This is a genomic window from Microbacterium sp. NPDC078428 (assembly GCF_044542535.1).
Lineage (GTDB): Bacteria > Actinomycetota > Actinomycetes > Actinomycetales > Microbacteriaceae > Microbacterium > Microbacterium limosum.
Genome location: NZ_JBITUP010000002.1, coordinates 86,636 through 102,490, shown reverse-complemented (window position 1 = coordinate 102,490; position 15,855 = coordinate 86,636). Strand labels below are relative to the sequence as shown.

The 15,855-nt window shown below is 73.4% G+C and carries 10 protein-coding genes; 7 read left to right on the top strand and 3 right to left on the bottom strand.

Annotated elements, in window-relative coordinates; genetic code table 11:
• Positions 1 to 2: 2 nt before the first annotated feature.
• Entirely contained in the window at positions 3 to 3,938 is a 3,936-nt protein-coding gene (hrpA, locus tag ACIGCK_RS04565; protein ID WP_396664169.1) for an ATP-dependent RNA helicase HrpA, read from the bottom strand.
• A 44-nt stretch (positions 3,939 to 3,982) separates the two neighbouring features.
• Here hrpA and ACIGCK_RS04560 point away from each other — a divergent pair, with 44 nt between their 5' ends.
• The 3 genes from ACIGCK_RS04560 (at position 3,983) to ACIGCK_RS04550 (ending at position 8,238) form a co-directional block, all read left to right on the top strand.
• Positions 3,983 to 5,314, top strand: coding sequence for a hypothetical protein (locus ACIGCK_RS04560; RefSeq protein WP_396664167.1), 1,332 nt, complete (start codon positions 3,983 to 3,985; stop codon positions 5,312 to 5,314).
• 9 nt (positions 5,315 to 5,323) lie between these two features.
• The gene (locus ACIGCK_RS04555) at positions 5,324 to 6,160 is read left to right on the top strand and encodes an aldo/keto reductase (RefSeq protein WP_396664165.1); all 837 of its coding nucleotides are present in this window, start codon (positions 5,324 to 5,326) and stop codon (positions 6,158 to 6,160) included.
• Between the two features lie 191 nt (positions 6,161 to 6,351).
• Positions 6,352 to 8,238, top strand: coding sequence for a thioredoxin domain-containing protein (locus tag ACIGCK_RS04550; RefSeq protein ID WP_396664163.1), 1,887 nt, complete (start codon positions 6,352 to 6,354; stop codon positions 8,236 to 8,238).
• Here the strand turns inward: ACIGCK_RS04550 and ACIGCK_RS04545 are convergent.
• Positions 8,225 to 9,811 carry a dolichyl-phosphate-mannose--protein mannosyltransferase gene (locus ACIGCK_RS04545; RefSeq protein WP_396664161.1) on the bottom strand — a complete coding sequence of 529 codons (1,587 nt, stop codon included), beginning with the start codon at positions 9,809 to 9,811 and terminating at the stop codon, positions 8,225 to 8,227. The genes ACIGCK_RS04550 and ACIGCK_RS04545 overlap by 14 nt on opposite strands.
• 22 nt (positions 9,812 to 9,833) lie before the next feature.
• Here ACIGCK_RS04545 and rsmI point away from each other — a divergent pair, with 22 nt between their 5' ends.
• The 3 genes from rsmI (at position 9,834) to ACIGCK_RS04530 (ending at position 13,286) form a co-directional block, all read left to right on the top strand.
• On the top strand, positions 9,834 to 10,649 hold the full coding sequence (rsmI, locus tag ACIGCK_RS04540; protein WP_396664159.1) for a 16S rRNA (cytidine(1402)-2'-O)-methyltransferase: 816 nt from the start codon (positions 9,834 to 9,836) through the stop codon (positions 10,647 to 10,649).
• A gap of 68 nt (positions 10,650 to 10,717) precedes the next feature.
• Positions 10,718 to 12,295 (top strand): methionine--tRNA ligase, encoded by a 1,578-nt coding sequence (gene metG / locus ACIGCK_RS04535; protein WP_396664157.1) that lies wholly within the window; start codon positions 10,718 to 10,720, stop codon positions 12,293 to 12,295.
• Between the two features lie 40 nt (positions 12,296 to 12,335).
• A complete protein-coding gene (locus ACIGCK_RS04530; RefSeq protein ID WP_396664155.1) occupies positions 12,336 to 13,286 on the top strand; it encodes a TatD family hydrolase in 951 nt (316 codons plus the stop codon).
• Between the two features lie 200 nt (positions 13,287 to 13,486).
• Here ACIGCK_RS04530 and ACIGCK_RS04525 read toward each other — a convergent pair whose 3' ends face one another.
• A complete protein-coding gene (locus ACIGCK_RS04525) occupies positions 13,487 to 14,908 on the bottom strand; it encodes a sugar porter family MFS transporter (RefSeq protein ID WP_330172045.1) in 1,422 nt (473 codons plus the stop codon).
• An 88-nt stretch (positions 14,909 to 14,996) separates the two neighbouring features.
• Between ACIGCK_RS04525 and rsmA the strand changes: the two genes are divergently transcribed.
• Complete coding sequence (rsmA, locus tag ACIGCK_RS04520) at positions 14,997 to 15,848, top strand: 16S rRNA (adenine(1518)-N(6)/adenine(1519)-N(6))-dimethyltransferase RsmA (protein WP_396664153.1); 852 nt, start codon at positions 14,997 to 14,999, stop codon at positions 15,846 to 15,848.
• Positions 15,849 to 15,855: the final 7 nt, after the last annotated feature.

Sequence of the window (15,855 nt, the reverse complement as noted above, 5' to 3'; positions counted from 1 at the left end):
CGTTATCCGCCGCGCAGGGCTTTCGCGATGCGCGGGAGCGAGACGGGCTCGGAGGTTCCCAGCTGCTGCGCGAACAGGCTCACGCGCAGCTCCTCGAGCAGCCAGCGCGTGCGCACGAGGGATGCCGCGGCATCCGGCGCCGGGGGGAGCGTGCCGCCGGCCTCGGCGTACGCCGCGAGGGCGCGCTCCATCTCGCTCTGGCGCTGCCGGTCGCGGCCGGCGTTGTCGGCGAGGCCGCGCAGGCGCGCGAGCGCCCCCTCGAGGTACCGCGGCAGGTGGGCGAGCCGTGCCGTGCCGGTGCGCAGCACGAATCCCGGGAAGACGAGCCCCGCGAGCTGTCCGCGCACGTCGTTCAGGGCCGGCAGGAGCGTGAGGGAGTTCGCCGAGCGCACCTCGCGTTCGGCGTCGCGCAGCAGCGTGAGGATGCGGGCCGTGAGCGAGACGGTCTGGAACAGCCGCTCGACGACCGCGGCGGAGAAGGCGCCCTGCACTGCGGCGAAGGCGGCGGCATCCCGCACCAGGCCCCCGTGCGCGGCCCCCTCGATCACCTCGTCGGCGACGGCGGCGCGGCAGTCCTCGATGAGCGCCTTGACCGAGGGGTAGGGGGAGGCGGCGAGGGCGAGCTTCTCGTTGGCGGTGAGGTGCTCCTGCACGTAGGACACGGGGGAGGGAACGGCCAGCAGCATGAGACGACGGATGCCGCGCCGCAGCTCGCGCGCGGCGGCCTCGGGCGTGCTCTCGACCCGCAGCGCGACGGAGGCGCCCTCGTCGACGAGCGTCGGGTATCCGCGCACGACGCCGCCGGCGACTCTCGTGTCGATCACCTCGGGCAGGTCGCCGAGGTCCCACGATGTGATCCCCGTGCGCTCGCGGAGGGCGACGACGGCTCCCGACGTCTCCGCACCCGGCCCCGGGGCGCCGGCGACGCGCGCGGCGGGGGCGGCTCCGGCGCCGGTGATGCGCGCCGCGACGCTCTCGCGGGCCCGGCCCGCCAGGCGAGACTGCAGCTCTGCGAGGTCTCGCCCCGCGCCGACCGTGCGCCCGCGCCCGTCGACGACGCGGAACGCCATGCGCAGGTGGGCGGGCACGCGTTCGAGCTCGAAGTCGGCCGCCGTCGCCGGCTGGCCCGCCGCTCGCTGCACGAGGCGGGCGAGCGCGTCGACCATCGCGGACGGCGGCAGCCCCTCGTGCGACTCGGGGCCCGACCCGGCGAGCTCGTCGCCGAAGCGCGCGGCCCAGTCGGCGGCCGGCACGACGTTGCGCCGGATCGCCTTGGGGAGGGCGCGCAGCATGGCGGCGATCAGCTCGGCGCGCATGCCCGGCACCTGCCAGTCGAACCCCTCGGGGCGCAGTCCCTGCAGCAGCGGAAGCGGGACGACGACGTTGACCCCGTCGTCGTCGGCGCCCGGCTCGAAGCGGTACGCGAGCGTCAGCGTCTGGTCGCCCTGCACCCACCGGGTGGGGAAGTCGCGGGCGTCCGCCCGCGCCTCCTCGGGGGCGAGGTCGCTCTGGCGCATGGTGAGCAGGTGGGGGGTGCGGGACTGCTGCTCCCGCCACCAGCGCTCGAACGAGCGCACGTCGAAGACGTCCCGCGGCACGCGCGCGTCGTAGAAGGCGAACACCGCCTCGTCCCCGACGAGGATGTCGCGGCGACGCTCCCGCTCCTCGAGCTTCTCGAGCCGCCGGCGCAGCTCGTGGTTCGCGCGCACGAACGCCGAGAGCCGCTTGTCGAGCACGGACGGATCCCACTCGCCCTCGACGAGCGCGTGCCGCACGAAGAGCTCTCGCGCGCCGTCGCGGTCGATCCGTGCGTATTGGATCCGCCTCCGGGGGATGATCTCGACGCCGAAGAGGGTCACCTTCTCGAACGCGACGGCGGCGCCGGCATCCTTGGACCAGTGCGGCTCGCTCACCTGACGCCCCGCGAGGTCGCCCGCGAGCGGCTCGGCCCACGCCGGGTCGATCGCGGCCACGGTGCGCGCGAACAGGCGCGAGGTCTCCACGAGCTCGGCGGCCATGACCGCCTGCGGGCGCTTCTTCTTCAGCCCCGACCCGGGGAAGACGGCGAAGCGGATGCCGCGGGCGCCGAGGTACTCGGCGGGCGCGGGGCGCCGGTCGCGGCGCTCGTTCGAGGCCTTCGCGAGAGCGCGCGCGTCGAGCACGCCGATGTGGGAGAGCAGCCCCGAGAGGATCGCGCGGTGGATCGCGTCGGGGTCGGCGGTCGTGGTCTCCTCGCGCGGCGCCCGCTCGGAGCCACCGCGCCCGCCCGGGTGGCGCACGAGGGTGCGCAGCTGGCGGTGCACGTCGAACCACTCGCGCACGCGCACGTAGTTGAGGTGCTCCGCGCGGCACAGCCGCCGGAACGCGCTCGAGCCGAGCTCGGACGCCCGCGTGCGCAGGTGGTTCCACAGGTTCAGCAGGCTGAGGAAGTCGCTCGTGGGGTCGGTGAACCGCGCGTGCAGCCGGTCGGCCTGCTCCCGCTCCGCCTCGGGGCGCTCGCGCACGTCCTGGATCGACAGGCCCGCGACGATCGCGAGCATCGCGTCGGTCGTGCCCTGGCGCTGCGCCTCGATCAGCATCCGCGCGAATCGGGGGTCGATCGGCATCCGCGCGATCTCGCGCCCCGTCTTGGTCAGCCGGGGCTCCGCCCCGGCGCGCACCGTGACCGCACCGAGCTCGACGAGCAGGTCGAGCGCCGCGCGCACGCCCCGCGAGTCCGGCGGCGTGAGGAAGGGGAACGCCTGGATGTCGCCGAAGCCCAGCGCGAGCATCTGCAGGATGACGGAGGCGAGGCTCGTGCGCAGGATCTCGGGCTCGGTGAACTCGGGGCGCCCCGCGAAGTCCTCCTCGCCGTAGAGGCGGATCGCGATGCCGTCGCTCGTGCGGCCGGCGCGCCCCGAGCGCTGCTGGGCGGAGGCCTGGGACACCGGCTCGATGGGGAGCCGCTGAACCTTGGCGCGGTTGCTGTAGCGGGAGATGCGCGCCGTGCCGGTGTCGACGACGTACTTGATGCCCGGAACCGTGAGGCTCGTCTCGGCGACGTTGGTGGCGAGCACGACGCGGCGCCGCACGCCCGCGACCGTCGACCGCTCGAACACGCGGTGCTGCTCGGCGGCGCTCAGGCGCCCGAACAGCGGCAGCACCTCGGTGGGGGATGCCGCGCCGCTGTAGGCCGCTCGCACGGCGTCGGCGGCGTCGCGGATCTCCGCCTCGCCCGGGAGGAAGACGAGCACGTCCCCGCGGGGCTCGCGGTCGAGTTCCTGCAGGGCGGCCACGACGCCGGCGATCTCGTCGCCGTCGACGTCGTAGGCCGGCACCTCGTCGTCGGCCAGGAGCGGGCGGTGGCGGATCTCGACGGGGTAGGTGCGGCCCGAGACCTCGATGATGGGCGCGGGTCGCCCCGCGGCATCCGCGAAGTGCTCGGCGAAGCTCTGCGGGTCGATCGTCGCGGACGTGATGACGACCTTGAGGTCGGGGCGATCCGGGAGGATGCGGCGCAGGTAGCCGAGCAGGAAGTCGACGTTGAGGCTGCGCTCGTGGGCCTCGTCGACGATGATCGTGTCGTAGCGGCGCAGCAGCCGGTCGCGGTGGATCTCGTTGAGCAGGATGCCGTCGGTCATCAGCGCGACGCGCGTGTCGGCGCCCACCGTGTCGGTGAAGCGCACCTTGTAGCCGACGGTCGTGCCGAGCTCGACGTGCAGCTCCTCGGCCACTCGTTCGGCGATCGTCCGCGCGGCGATGCGCCGCGGCTGCGTGTGCGCGATGCTCTCGCGGCCGAGCTCGAGGCAGATCTTCGGCAGCTGCGTCGTCTTGCCCGAACCGGTCGCGCCGGCGACGATGACGACCTGGTTGTCGCGGATCGCCGCGGCGATCTCCTCCCGCGCGCCGCTGACGGGCAGCTCCGGCGGGTAGGAGATCTGCAGGGCGGGCGCGGACATGGCCTTCCATCGTAGAGCGCCCCGCCGCCCCTAGGCTGAGGGCCATGGTGCACCCGGGCTGGCAGCGCGTCCGCTTCGTCGGCTTCGCGATCCCGACCGGCCCCGCCCAGGTCGCCCCGCTGGGCTCCCCGTCGGGGGGCGGCTCGGTCGGCGGCACCTACCTGGGTCTGCCGGATGCCGCGGCCGACATCGCCGGCAGGCTCGGCGTCCTGCGGGCCGCCGTGCGCGCCGCGCGCGATGCCCTGCCGGCCGAGGAGTCGGGGGTGCTCAACGTCTTCGTGGCGCCCGAGTTCTTCTGGCACGGACCGCAGGGGCCCTATCTCTACGCCGCGGGGGAGCCCGACCCCGTCGACGGGCTCATCGAGCGGCTCGCCGAGGAGTTCCCCGCCGACGAGTACGCCGATTGGCTGTTCGTCTTCGGCACGGCGGTCTCGGCCGAGGCCGACGACCCGCGGGAGATCTTCGCCCGCGCCACGACCCTCGTGCGCAACGGCGTCGTCGCCGATCTCGCGCGGCGCTACCGGCAGGCCTCGGGGGAGGACCAGGCGAAGATCTTCGAGATCGTCGAGGACTACCTGCAGTGGGGTCATGCGCACCCCGTCGTGCAGGTGCGCAACCGCGCGCTCGTGCTGGGCGGCGCGGCGCTGGGAACGCCCACCGGCGCCTTCCCCGAGCGCCTCGTCACGACCGAGAAGTCCCTCGACTCCGGCGAGGACTTCGTGCTCTGGGACACGACGGGCCGCGACGACGTCGTGACGGAGCAGATGGTCGCGCACGCGTTCGTCGACCTCTCCGGCGGAGACCTCAAGCGCCGCGCCGGCGATGCGCACGCGATCGTGCGGCTGGATCCCGGCTCGGAATGCCCCGTGGACGTGGGGGTGGAGATCTGCCTCGACCACGCCGACGGGCGGTTGCGGCGCGGCCTGCCCCGCAACCGCTGGCCCCGCGACGCGGGCGAGGGCCTCGAACTGCAGCTCGTCCCCTCGTGCGGGGCGTCGCTGCGCGCCGACGCGATCGCCGCGGCATCCGGCGGCTACGTCTTCAACGTCGACGGCCAGCACGCCCTCGCCGACGACGTGCGGCCCGTGGGCGCCGGATCCGTCGCGGGAGTGCTGTGCGCGTGGGGCAACTACGTCGCGCCGGCGAACCCGCGCTATCGCGCCCACACGCAGCTCGCGCGCGTGAGCCGCGCGGCGTCGGGCGCCGACGCGAAGTCGCCGAGCTCGACGGTCGCCGTGCTCGACCGGCTGCCGGGCGATGTCGTCTCGGTCATCGCCGTGCCGCCCCGCGCGACGCTCGACACGTTCTTCGCCGGCGGGTCGGGAGCGCTGCACGTCTATGGGCTGCACGACCCGCTGCCGCTGCCGCGTTCCTAGGCTGGGGACATGACGATTCCCGCTCTGCGACTGAATTCCGGCCACGACATCCCCCAGCTCGGCTACGGCGTGTTCAAGGTCCCCGCCGACGACACCGCCCGCGCGGTCGGCGAGGCCCTCTCGCTCGGCTACCGCCACATCGACACGGCGGCGATCTACGGCAACGAGGAGGGCGTCGGCGCCGCGATCGCGGCCTCCGGCATCCCGCGCGAGGAGCTCTTCATCACGACCAAGCTCTGGAACGACCGTCATGAGGGCGACGAGCCCCACAAGGCGATCGACGAGAGCCTCGCAAGGCTCGGCCTCGACCACGCGGACCTCTACCTCGTGCACTGGCCGACCCCCGCGCGCGACAACTTCGTCGAGGCGTGGCGGGCGCTGATCCGGATCCGCGATGCCGGCAAGACCCGCTCCATCGGCGTCTCGAACTTCCTCGTCCCGCACCTCGAGCGCATCGTGGCCGAGACCGGCGAGGTGCCGGCGGTCGATCAGATCGAGCTGCACCCCGCCCACCAGCAGCGCGAGACGGTGGCATGGGCGAAGGCCAACGGCTCGATCATCGAGGCGTGGGGCCCGCTCGGGCAGGGCAAGTACGACCTCTTCTCCGAGGCCGCCGTGGCCGACGCCGCCGCGGCGCACGGGAAGACGCCGGCTCAGGTCGTGCTGCGCTGGCACATCCAGAAGGGCAACGTCGTCTTCCCGAAGTCGGTGCGCACCGAGCGCCTGCGCGAGAACCTCGACCTGTTCGGGTTCGCGCTCAGCGACGCGCAGATGGCGGCGATCGATGCCCTCGACCCGGGCGACGGCTCGGGCCGTGTCGGCCCGCACCCCGACGAGCTCAACTGACCCCCCGCTCCGCGGGGCGCCCGTGCCCCGGGCGTCCTGCGGAGCACCGCGGCCCAGGCGAGGAGATCTGCTCGGGAGAGGACCCGATCCGGCCCGGGGCTCCTCGCCTCGGCAGATCTCCTCCCTTCGGCAGATCTCCTCGTCTCCGCAACCCCCGCGCCGCGCCCCGCGAGGGGGCGTAGCGTGAAGCGATGGCCTCACGCCTCGAACACGTCCAGAGCCCGTACCTGCGCCAGCACGCGGGCAACCCCGTCGACTGGTTCCCGTGGGGGAGGGAGGCGTTCGACGAGGCGCGCCGGCGCGATGTCCCCGTGCTGGTATCGATCGGATACTCGACCTGCCACTGGTGCCACGTCATGGCGCGGGAGTCCTTCGCCGACCCCGAGACGGCGGCCGACCTCGCCGAGGGCTTCGTCGCGATCAAGGTCGACCGCGAGGAGCACCCCGAGGTGGACGCCTCCTACATGGCGGCCGCCTCGGCCTTCACGCCGCACCTGGGCTGGCCGCTGACGGTGTTCACGACGCCGGAGGGCGTGCCCTTCTACGCGGGCACCTACTATCCGCCCGGGCCGAGGCCGCCCCTCCCGGCGTTCCGCGACGTGCTGCGCGCCGCACGGGAGGCCTGGACGAACCGGCGCGACGAGGTGGATGCCACGGCATCCGCCATCACGGCGTCGCTCGCCCGCCGCGGCGACGCGGCCGAGAAGGAAGGCTCCGTGCCCTCGGCGGGCGCCCTCATCGCGGCCGCCCGCTCCCTCGCGGCGCAGGAGGACCCCGACCACGGCGGCTTCGTGAACGCACCGCGCCCCGCGCCGAACACCCCCAAGTTCCCCGTCGCCACGGCGCTGGGCTTCCTGCTCACGCCGCTCGTGCGGGCGGCCGCCCCCGCCGAATCGGCCGCCGCAGCCCGGGCGATGAACGCGATGGCCGGCTCCGAGCTGCGCGACCCCGTCGAGGGCGGGTTCTTCCGCTACGCGACGCGGCGGGACTGGGGCGTGCCGCACTACGAGCGGATGCTCACCGACAACGCCCTGCTGCTGGATGCCGCGACGGCGCTGGGCGACCACGCCACCGCGGCGGGGATCGCGTCGTTCCTGCTCGAGGTGCTGCGCCGCCCCTCGGGAGGGTTCGGCGCCGCGCAGGACTCGGAGTCGATCATCGACGGTCGCCGCGACGAGGGCGGCTACTACGCGCGGGATGCCGCGGGTCGCACCGGGCTCGAGCCGCCCGCCGTCGACGGGAAGGTCGTCACCGGCTGGAACGGGCTCGCGATCGGGGCGCTCGCGCGCGCCGGGGCGCGGTGGGGCGAGCCGCACTGGATCGCCGCCGCCGAGGATGCGGCGCGCACCGTGCTCCGCGACAACCGCGCGCCGGACGCGGGTGGCGGCATCGGCGCGCTCGTGCGCGCCTCGCTCGAGGGCACGCCCTCTGCGGCCGCGGCGACCCTCGCCGACTACGGCCAGCTCGCGCGCGGGCTCGTCGCGCTCGCCGTCGCCGGCGGCGCGCCCGAGCACGCCGCCGCGGCGCGAGAGCTCGTGGACGCGTGCTTCGCGGAAGCGCCGGACGGTCGGCCCGCCGTGCCCGGGGGAGGCGATCCCGTGTTGCGCGAAGGCGCCATGACGGTGGCCGCCGAGGCGACCGACGGAGATCAGCCCTCCGGGCTCTCCGCGATCGCCGCCGCCTGCCTCGACCTGTGGCTCCTCGGCGCCCCCGAGGAGTACCGCCGGCGCGCCGAGCGCATCGTCGCCGCCCACGCGCCCGAGGCGCTCGCGCGCCCCCTCGCGCACGGCGAGCTGCTGCGCGTGGCCGCGGTGCTGGCCGACGAGCCGCGCCAGCTCGTCGTCGTGACCGCCGAACCCGCCGCGCCGCTCGTGGGCGCCGCGCGCAGGGTAGACGCCGACGTCGTCGCGATCGTGACGCCGGATGCCGCGGCCGGCCTCGCCGCGGCGGGGTTCTCGCTCTTCGAGGGCAAGACGGCCGCCGCGGCCCCCGTCGCCTACGACTGTCGCGCGTTCGTCTGCCGGCTGCCCACGTCGCACCCGGCGGACCTTCCCCGGGAGCGGGTCAGATCCAGCTGATCATCCAGTTGTGGAGGCGCCAGAAGTCGTAGGGGACCTCCGTCGCCGTCCACACGGGGTACCAGAACACCGTCAGCAGCACGGCGACCGCGAGCACGACCGCGACGACGCCCTGACCCCCCGCGCGCCGCTCGGGGGCGGCATCCGGCCGGCCGGCGAGGCGCTGCAGCGCGAGCATGAGCGCGAGCACGACGAAGGGCATCATCACGACCGTGTAGAACTGGAAGATCGTCCGCTCGGGGTACAGGAGCCACGGCACATAGGTGGCGGCGACCCCGGCGAGCACGAACCCCGCGCGCCAGTCGCGCACGCGCCCGCCGCCGGGCCACGCGAGGCGGATCGCGAGGAAGACGATCGCCGCCATCCCGGCGTACCAGATGAGCGGGTTCGGGACCGAGGAGATCGCCTGCACGCAGCCGCCCGACATGTCGCAGCCCTCCGTGCCCCGCTCGACCTTCTCCCAGAACATCGACGTCGGTCGCAGGAGCAGGGGCCACTGCCACGCCGGCGAGGCGTAGGAGTGCTCGACCGTGAGGCCCACGTGGAAGCGGTAGATCGCCTCGTGGTAGTTCCAGAGCGCGACGAGCGGGTTCTCCGCCGAGTCGCGGTCGTATCCGCCGCCGGTGAGGAGCCATCCGCTCCAGCTGGCGAGGTAGGGCGCCGCGGCGACGGGCACGAGCAGGAGGAAGCTGACCGGACCCTGCCGCACGGCGGCGTCGCTGGCCCAGCCGTCGATTCCGGCGTGCCGCCGGGCGAGGGCGTCCGAGACGACGACGTAGATTCCCGCCGCGGCGAGGACGTAGACCCCCGACCACTTCACGGCGGCGGCCGCACCGAGCGTCGCGCCGGCGGCCACCAGCCACGGTCGCGCCCACATCACGGGTCCCGTCGACACCGGCATCCCGCCGGCGCCCCGCGCGCCCGCCGTCCAGGCGATGCGCGTCTGCATGCGGTCGCGGTCGATCAGGAGGAAGAGGAAGGCGAGCGCGACGAGAAGCGCGAGGAGGCCGTCCAGGAGCGCGATGCGGCCGAGCACGATTCCGAGCCCGTCGATCGCGAGGAGGAAGCCCGCGACGCAGCCCCACAGCGTCGAGCCCGTCAGGCGCCGGCCGATGAGGATGACGACGAGCACGGTCGCCGTGGCCGCGAGCGCGATGGCGATGCGCCAGCCCCACGCGGAGTCCGCCCCGAAGGCTCCGAGGCCGAGGGCGATGAGCCACTTCCCGAGCGGGGGATGGACGACGAAGCTGCCCTCGGGCAGGAACGAGAACACGTCGCCGGCGAGGAACGCCGCGTCGGGGTCGGCCGGCCAGGAGCCCTCGTATCCGAGGTGCAGGAGCGTCCAGGCATCCTTGGCGTAATAGGTCTCGTCGAAGACGAGGGCGTGGGGATGCGCGAGGTTCCACAGCCGCAGCACGCCCGCCAGCAGCACGACGAGCGCCGGGCCCAGCCAGCGCCACAGGCGCCCGATGCGGGGCCGCGTCCGCATCCGCTCGCGCACGCGCTCGACGGGGGTGACCCGTCGCTCCGGCACCGCGGTATCGTCCGCGAGGGCGTCGGGGGCGGGCTGCACCCCGCCAGCATAGGCTGGCGTGGTGCTCATCCTCGCGGCGACCCCGATCGGAAACCTCGGGGACGCCTCGCGCCGGCTCGTCGAGACGCTCGGCTCCGTGCGGATCGTCGCGACCGAGGACACGCGCACGACGGTGCGGCTGCTCGCGGGCCTCGGCATCCAGAACCGTCCGCGGTTGATCGCGCTGCACGACCACAACGAGAAGGAGCGTGCGGCCGAGGTCGTCGCCCTCGCGCGCGACGAGGACGTTCTCATGCTCTCCGATGCGGGGATGCCGACGGTCTCCGACCCCGGGTACGGCCTCGTCGCCGAAGCCATCGCGCAGGGCGTGGACGTGACGGTCATCCCCGGCCCGAGCGCGGTGCCCACTGCGCTCGCCCTCTCCGGACTGCCGACCGACCGGTTCGCGTTCGAGGGCTTCGCGCCGCGCAAGCCCGGCGAGCGACGCACGGCGTTCGCGGCGCTCGCGGCCGAGCCGCGCACGATGGTCTTCTTCGAGGCGCCCGCCCGTGTGGCCGCCACGCTGGAGGCGATGGCCGCGGCGTTCGGCGCCGACCGGCGCGCGGCCGTGTGCCGCGAGCTCACGAAGCTGCACGAGGAGGTCGCCCGCGGAACCCTCGCCGAGCTGGCCGAGTGGGCGGCTCCGGGCGTGCGCGGCGAGTGCGTCATCGTCGTGGCGGGCGCGGCCGCCCGTCGCGTGCCGCTCGAGGACGCCGTGTCGCAGGTGCTCGAGCGCGCGTCGGCAGGCGAACGCCTGAAGGCCGCGTGCGCCGCGGTCGCGAGCGCGACGGAGCATTCCTCCCGCGACCTGTACCAGGCCGCGCTCGCCGCGCGCTGACCCGGCACCGGCCGGGCGCCGCCGTCACACCGCCGGGCCGCGGCATCCGCCCCGCCTAGAATCGACGGGTGACTTCCCGCGGTTCGTTCTACATCACCACCCCGATCTACTACCCGAGCGATGTGCCCCACATCGGGCACGGGTACACGACGGTGGCGGTCGACGCGCTCGCGCGCTGGCACCGCCAGGCGGGCGATGACACCTGGATGCTCACGGGCACGGACGAGCACGGCCAGAAGATGATCCGCGCGGCGTCGGCGAACAACGCCACCCCGCAGGAGTGGGTCGACAAGCTCGTCACCGAGTCGTGGTTTCCGCTGCTCGAGACCCTCGACATCGCCAACGACGACTTCATCCGCACGACGCAGGAGCGCCACGAGACGCGCGTGCAGACCTTCCTGCAGGCGATCTACGACCGCGGCTACATCTACGCCGGCGAGTACGAGGCGCTGTACTGCGTCGGCTGCGAGGAGTTCAAGCCCGAGTCCGAGATCGTCGACGGCTCCGGACCCTTCGAGGGCCTCAAGGTCTGCGCCATCCACTCCAAGCCCCTCGAGCTGCTGCAGGAGAAGAACTACTTCTTCAAGCTCAGCGAGTTCGCCGAGCCGCTCCTGGCCCTCTACCGCTCGCAGCCCGACTTCATCCGACCCGAGTCGGCGCGCAACGAGGTCATGTCGTTCGTGCGCTCGGGGCTGAAGGACCTCTCGATCTCGCGCTCGACGTTCGACTGGGGCATCAAGGTGCCGTGGGATGCCTCGCACGTCATCTACGTATGGGTCGACGCGCTGCTGAACTACGCCACGGCCGTGGGCTACGGCGCCGACCCCGAGACGTTCGAACGCCGGTGGCCGGCCTACCACGTCGTCGGAAAGGACATCCTCCGCTTCCACGCCGTCATCTGGCCCGCCATGCTCATGGCGGCGGGCGTCGACGTTCCCCGGGGCGTCTTCGCCCACGGCTGGCTGCTCGTGGGCGGCGAGAAGATGTCGAAGTCGAAGCTCACGGGCATCGCCCCGACCGAGATCACCGACGTGTTCGGCTCCGACGCGTACCGGTTCTACTTCCTGTCGGCGATCGCGTTCGGGCAGGACGGGTCCTTCTCCTGGGAGGACCTCTCGGCCCGCTACCAGGCCGAGCTCGCCAATGGCTTCGGCAACCTCGCCTCCCGCACGGTGGCGATGATCGGCAAGTACTTCGGCGGGGCCGTGCCCGAGCCGGCGGACTACACCGACGCCGACCTGGCGATCCAGCGGATCGTGGCGGATGCCGCGGCCACCGCCGACGCCGCGGTCGAGCGGTTCCGCATCGACGAGGCGATCGAGGCGATCTGGACGATCGTCGACGCCCTCAACGGCTACATCACCGAGAACGAGCCGTGGGCGCTGGCGAAGGACGAGGCATCCCGCCCGCGCCTGGGCACCGTGCTCTACACCTGCGCCGAGGGCCTGCGCGCCCTCGCGGTGCTGCTGTCGCCGGTGATGCCGGTCTCGACCCGGAAGCTGTGGGCGTCGCTCGGCGCCGAGCAGGAGCTGGGCGCGCTCGAGGAGCAGCCGATCCGCGAGGCCGGGGCCTGGGGCATGCTCCCCCCCGCCGCGCAGACGCAGCCGCTCGCGCCCCTGTTCCCCCGCGTCGAGCAGCCCGAATGATCCCCGGCGTGCTGCCGAACGGTCGCGACACGCCGCGCGGATGCCGCGGCCCGCGGCGCGTCGCGACCGTTCGCGGCGAGGGAGGACGCCCGTGAGCGACCCCTCGCAGTACGTGCGCCAGCGCGAGAAAGGGGCGCGCGATGTGACCTACCCCGACGCGCCCGAGCCGCTCGCCGTGCCGGTGTACGACAATCACGCGCACCTCGAGATCGCGGACGGGCCGTCGGCGGGGGAGGACGCCGAGGGGCTCTCGCTCGACGAGCAGCTCGAGCGCGCGTCCGCCGTCGGGGTGATCGGCGTCGTGCAGGCGGGCGGCGACATCGAGTCGAGCCGGTGGTCGGCGTGGGCCGCGGCATCCCACCCGCGCGTGCTGGCGGCGGTCGCCATCCATCCGAACGAGGCCCCGGCGTACGCCGAGGCCGGCCGGCTCGACGAGGCCATCGCCGTGATCGACGAGCTCGCGGCGCAGCCCCGCGTGCGCGCGATCGGGGAGACGGGCCTGGACTTCTTCCGCACCGGGGAGGCCGGCCTGCCCGCGCAGTTCGAGAGCTTCGAGGCGCACATCGCGCTGGCGAAGAAGCACGGCATCGCGATGCAGATCCACGACCGCGACGCCCACGATGCCGTCCTCGAGACGCTCGAGAGGGTCGGTGCCCCCGAGCGCACGGTCTTCCACTGCTTCTCGGGTGACGCCGACATGGCGCGCATCGCCGCCGATCGCGGGTACTGGCTCTCGTTCGCGGGCAACGTCACGTTCAAGAACGCGCAGAACCTGCGCGACGCCCTCGCGGTGATCCCGCGCGAGAGAATCCTCGTCGAGACGGATGCCCCGTTCCTCACGCCCACGCCCCATCGCGGGCGACCGAACGCGCCCTACCTGATCCCCGTCACGGTGCGCTTCATCGCCGAGGAACTGGGGGCCGACGTCGACGCGCTGTGCGCGCAGATCGCGGCGAACACCCTCGAGGTCTACGGCCCCTTCGACGGCTGACCCCGCCCGCGCGCCCGCGCTCGCCTGTCACGAACCGCTCCGTCGGTCGGGCTCGCCTGTCACGAACCGCTCCATCGGTCGGGCTCGCCTGTCACGAACCGCTCCGCCGTCGGCGCGCGGAGATCGATATGCGACAGGTGAGCATCCGTGACGCTCAGCGGGGGCGATCGAGATGCGGTACGGGCGAGCGCCCACGGGGCTCAGCGGGCGGCGGATGCCTTGGGCTTCGTCGTGAAGAGCGTCTCGGTCTGCTCGAGCTCCATCCCCTTGGTCTCGGGGATCTTCGTCAGCACGTAGACGAACGACAGCGCCGCGAAGACGGCGTACATCGCGTAGGTGACCGGGAGCGACCAGCCCGACATCGCCGGGAAGCTGACCGTGATGAGGAAGTTCGCGATCCACTGCGCCCCGGCGGCGACACCGAGCGCCTTCCCGCGGATGCGGCTCGGGAAGATCTCGCCCAGCAGCACCCACACGAGGGGGCCCCACGAGGCGCCGAAGCCGATGACGAAGATGTTGGCCGCGACGAGCGCGATCGGGCCCCAGGCGCCCGGCAGCGAGACCTCGCCGTCGACCGTCTCGGCGAAGGCGAACGCGAGGGCCATCGTGCCGAGCGAGGCCGTCATCATGACCGAGCCGGTGAGCAGGATCGGCTTGCGGCCGACGCGGTCGACCAGGGCGATGGCGACGATCGTGACGAGGACGTTCGTGACGGACGTGATGACGCTGATCAGAAGGGAGTTCGACTCCGTGAACCCGACGGCCCGCCAGAGCGTCGTGGAGTAGTAGAAGATCACGTTGATGCCGACGAACTGCTGGAACACCGACAGGATGATGCCGACCCACACGATCGGCTGCAGTCCGAAGCGGGGGCCCCTGAGCGAGACGCCCTTGGACTTGCGGTCTTCGGCGATGCGTTGCTCGAGCTCGCGCATCGTCTGGTCGAGGTCGGCCTTCGGCACGAGCCGGGCGAAGATCTCCCGGGCCTCGTCGTAGCGTCCCTTCGCGATGAGGAAACGCGGGGACTCGGGCATCGTGAACGCGAGAACGCCGTAGACGACGGCGGGGACGGCCTCCACGAGCAGCATCCAGCGCCACGCCTCGAGCCCGAGCCACAGCTGCGACGACGATCCGCCCGCGATCCCGGCCAGGAGGGCGTTCGAGAGCAGCGCACCGAAGATCCCGAGGGTGATCGCGAGCTGCTGCAGCGAGCCGAGCGTGCCGCGGATCTGCCGCGGCGCGATCTCGGCGATGTAGGCGGGCGCGACGACCGAGGCGATGCCGATGCCGAGGCCGCCGATGAAGCGCCACACCGTCAGGTCCGCCGCGCTGAACGCGAGGCCCGATCCGATCGCGCTGACGAAGAACAGCGCGGCGCCGATCATCATGACCCGCAGGCGACCCCAGCGGTCGCTGAGAACGCCCGCGAGCACCGCGCCGAGGGCGCAGCCGAGGAGGGCGACGGCGACGACGAAGCCCGTCACGACGTCGTTCAGGCCGAACTGGTTCTCGATCGAGTCGACCGCGCCGTTGATGACGGAGGAGTCGAAGCCGAAGAGGAAACCGCCGACGGCGGCGGAGATCGACAGGGCCACGGCGCGCCGGCCGAGAGGGCTCTTCATCGAGAACGCTGCCGTGGGGATGGTGCCGGTTCTGCTCACGTGCGTCACCCTACCCTCACCCCGTCGGGCGGGGCCGTAGAGTTGACAGGTGTCGGTGCACCTGCTCGGCGCGGCCGAGATCCGCGCTCTCGCGTCCGAGCTCGGGGTCACGCCGACCAAGAAGCTCGGGCAGAACTTCGTCGTCGACGCCAACACCGTGCGCAAGATCGTGCACCTCGCGCGCGTGCGACCCGGCGACCGGGTCGTCGAGGTCGGCCCGGGCCTGGGGTCGCTGACCCTCGCGGTCCTCGAGGCGGGGGCAACCGTCACCGCCGTCGAGATCGACTCGCGGCTGGCGGCGCGGCTGCCCGCGACGGCGGCCGCGCACGGCGTGCCCGAGGGGGCGCTCACCGTCGTGGATGCCGATGCCCTCGCGGTGCGGGAGCTTCCCGGAGACCCCGGCGTGCTCGTGGCGAACCTGCCCTACAACGTCTCGGTCCCCGTGCTGCTGCACTTCCTCGAGACATTCCCGCGGCTGGGCCGCGGCGTCGTGATGGTGCAGGCGGAGGTGGGGGAGCGGCTCGCCGCACCGCCGGGCTCGAAGACCTACGGCGCCCCGAGCGTCAAGGCCGCCTGGTACGGCCCGTGGCGGCTCGCCGGCACCGTGGCCCGGCAGGTGTTCTGGCCCGTGCCGGGGGTCGACTCCGTGCTGGTCGCGTTCGAGCGCGACGGGACCGGCCGGGGCACCGAGGAGGAGCGCCGTCGCACGTTCGCGATCGTCGACGCGGCGTTCCAGCAGCGCCGCAAGATGCTCCGGCAGGCGCTCGCGGGGGTGCTCGGGGGCTCGGCCGCCGAGGCATCCGCCGTCCTCGAGTCGGCGGGGATCGCCCCGACCGTGCGCGGCGAGCAGCTGGGGGTCGAGGAGTATCTGCGCATCGCCCGCGCGGCGCCGGGTCGCTAGCCTGGAG